Source organism: Actinomyces stomatis, assembly GCF_031292835.1.
In the GTDB taxonomy this organism is placed as follows: Bacteria; Actinomycetota; Actinomycetes; order Actinomycetales; family Actinomycetaceae; genus Actinomyces; species Actinomyces stomatis.
This window is the reverse complement of record NZ_JASPEP010000051.1, coordinates 1-2,493: the sequence shown is the minus strand read 5'-3', so window position 1 is coordinate 2,493 and position 2,493 is coordinate 1. Positions and strand designations below refer to the sequence as shown.

Genomic DNA, 2,493 nt, shown 5'->3' with positions numbered 1-2,493 from the left:
GTGGAGGCAGTGATGACGGGAAGGATCACTGTCATGGGACTCAAGGAAGTACCTCGATGAGCTGCGCGAGCGAGCTACGAGGATAGCGTTGGAGGCGTTGGCTGACCCGGCGCGGGCCAGGGGAGCGGTCCGTAGGATCGGCGAGGAGCTGGGTGTCCACCCCGAGGCTCTGCGCACCTGGGTCAAGAAGGCCCAGGTCGATGGTGGTCTGAGGCCGGGAACCACCTCTGACGAGGCACAGCGGATCGAGGAGCTTGTGAAAGAGGTCCGAGAGCTGCGAGGAGCCAACGCGATCCCGAAGAGCACAGTCGGCTTGTCTATCGCGGCGGAGTGTGAGCGCCCATCCCGTTGATCTGCCAGTACATTGCGATTAAGAAGGAGGAGTTTGGATCCTGGCCGGTCTGCAAGGTGCTCACTGGCGCCGGAGTCAAGATCGCCCCGAGCACCTGACTCACGCCCGCCGTAGCCGGCCTTCTAGCGCCAGGAGCCTGCGTGACGAGGCCCTCAAGGCGGAGATATCTAAGGTCCACAACAACCAGCTACTCGGTTCTGGGGGCCCGCATGATGCACGTGATGCGGGGCCGACCTGAGAGCGCCGAGCGTCACGGTGCCGGTCACGTGGCCCGCTGTACCGTCGAACGCCTCATGGGCGACCTGGGTCTGCGCGGTGTCAGACGCGCCAAGTCCTCGCGCACCACGCGCAGTGCGCCGTGAGAGCAGTGTCCGGCTGACCTGGTCAGGCGCCACTTCGAGGCGTTTGCTCCCAATGAGCTGTGGGTCGCCGACGTTCCCCCGCAAGTGGGAGGTGCCCCGTCCTATGTATGCGCCTTCTCTGGGTGGGTCTATGTGGCTTTCGTGACCGACGTGTACTTGCGGAGGATCATCGGCTGGCAGACTTCCACGAGCCTGTACACCAACCTGGCCCTGGACGCCCTGGAGATGGCCGTCTGGCAGCGGAAACGCCAGGGGGCCGACCTGTCGGGCCTGGTGCACCACTCCGGCCGTGGGGTGCAGTACAGGTCTACTCGCTATGGGGCTGCCCTGGTCGAGTGCGAGGCCGTCGCCTCGGTAGGGTCGAAGGGCGACTCCTATCAGCTATCGGCTTTGCCCTGAGTCAAGTCCCTGGTAGTGGTGTAGGGGTTCTTCGTGGTTAGGGGTCAGTGGGTCAGTGTCGGGGGCGTGTCTGGATGGCCGTCCTGGAGCTTGTTGGTGGTCTGGCACTGTTTGAGGGTGTCCAGGCTGAGGTAGCGGCGGCCCTCAGCCCATTCGTCGGTCTGCTCGGCCAGGACGGCGCCGACCAGGCGGATGATGGCGTCCCTGTTGGGGAAGATGCCCACTGAGTCGGTGCGGCGGCGGATCTCCTTGTTGAGGCGTTCTTGGGGGTTGTTGGACCAGATTTGCCGCCATACCTCGACGGGGAAGGCGGCGGTAGGCCAGCAGGTCAGCTCGCGCGGCGTCGAGGTGGTCAGCGGCCTCGGGCAGCGGGTCACGGGTGTAGTCCAGGAGGCGGTCGAACTGGGCCTCGACGGCAGCTGCGTCGGGCTGGTCGTAAACCGAGTGGAGCATGGTCTTGAGGGCCGGCCAGGCGCTCTTGGGGGTCACTGTCATCAGGTTGGCGGCGTAGTGGGTGCGGCAGCGTTGCCAGGTCGCTCCGGGCAGGTTCGCGGCGATGGCCTCGACCAGACCCGTGTGGGCGTCAGAGGTGACAAGCCGCACCCCTCCCAGGCCTCGGGCGACCAGGTCGGCGAGGAACTTGTTCCACGCTGCTCCGCTCTCGCAGGTGGCTACCCGCAGGCCCAGGACCTCGCGGTGTCCGTCGGCGTTGACCCCAGTGGCTGTCAGGACCACCGCACTGACCACGCGACCGCCTTCGCGGACCTTCATTGTCAGGGCGTCGGCCGCTACGAAGATGAAGGGGCCGGCGTCGTCCAGGGGACGGTTGCGGAAGGAGGCGACGTGCTCGTCGAGCTCGGCCGCCATGCGTGAGACCTGCGACTTCGACAGCGAGCTGATGCCCAAGGCGCCTACCAGCTTGTCCATGCGTCGGGTGGAGACCCCGGCCAGGTAGGCGTCGGCGACCACCGTGATCAGCGCGGACTCGGCCCGTTTACGGCGCTCTAGGTGCCTGTCGGGGAAGTACGAGCCGGTACGCAGCCTGGGAACAGCCACGTCAATGGTCCCGACCCGGGTATCCAGGTCCCGGTGGCAGGAGCCGTTGCGCTGGGCCCTGCGCTCGGGGCTGGCCTGACCGTACTCGGCGCCGCACACCGCGTTGGCATCGGCCGACAGCAGGGCATTGACCATGGTCTGCAGCAGACTGCGCATCAGGTCCGGGGAGGCCTGTCCCAGAGCCTGGTCAAGAACTCCAGCAGGGTCGACAATATGAGGAGCAGTCATCGTGATGACTCTGTTCGAGTGGGTTGTAGGAGATTCCTCGAAGGACCACACGGTGACCGCACCCACAACCAATACGAGAGCAAGCCACCGGCGGCC

3 protein-coding genes and 1 pseudogene are annotated in these 2,493 nt (G+C 65.9%); 3 read left to right on the top strand and 1 reads right to left on the bottom strand.

Annotated elements, in window-relative coordinates; genetic code table 11:
• Positions 1-97: 97 nt before the first annotated feature.
• The 3 genes from RIV12_RS13035 (at position 98) to RIV12_RS13025 (ending at position 1,113) form a co-directional block, all read left to right on the top strand.
• Positions 98-352 (top strand): transposase, encoded by a 255-nt coding sequence (locus tag RIV12_RS13035; protein ID WP_309324444.1) that lies wholly within the window; start codon positions 98-100, stop codon positions 350-352.
• A 221-nt stretch (positions 353-573) separates the two neighbouring features.
• Positions 574-714 carry a hypothetical protein gene (locus tag RIV12_RS13030; protein WP_309324442.1) on the top strand — a complete coding sequence of 47 codons (141 nt, stop codon included), beginning with the start codon at positions 574-576 and terminating at the stop codon, positions 712-714.
• Between the two features lie 18 nt (positions 715-732).
• Positions 733-1,113: a DDE-type integrase/transposase/recombinase gene (locus RIV12_RS13025; RefSeq protein ID WP_309324446.1), complete on the top strand. Its 381-nt coding sequence runs from the start codon at positions 733-735 to the stop codon at positions 1,111-1,113.
• A 44-nt stretch (positions 1,114-1,157) separates the two neighbouring features.
• Here RIV12_RS13025 and RIV12_RS13020 read toward each other — a convergent pair.
• Positions 1,158-2,397: pseudogene (locus RIV12_RS13020) on the bottom strand (IS256 family transposase).
• Between the last annotated feature and the right edge of the window lie 96 nt (positions 2,398-2,493).

Bases quoted from the DNA above. Each gene is read 5' to 3' on its own strand.
- RIV12_RS13030 (WP_309324442.1), top strand. From the start codon at position 574: ATGCGGGGCCGACCTGAGAGCGCCGAGCGTCACGGTGCCGGTCACGTG.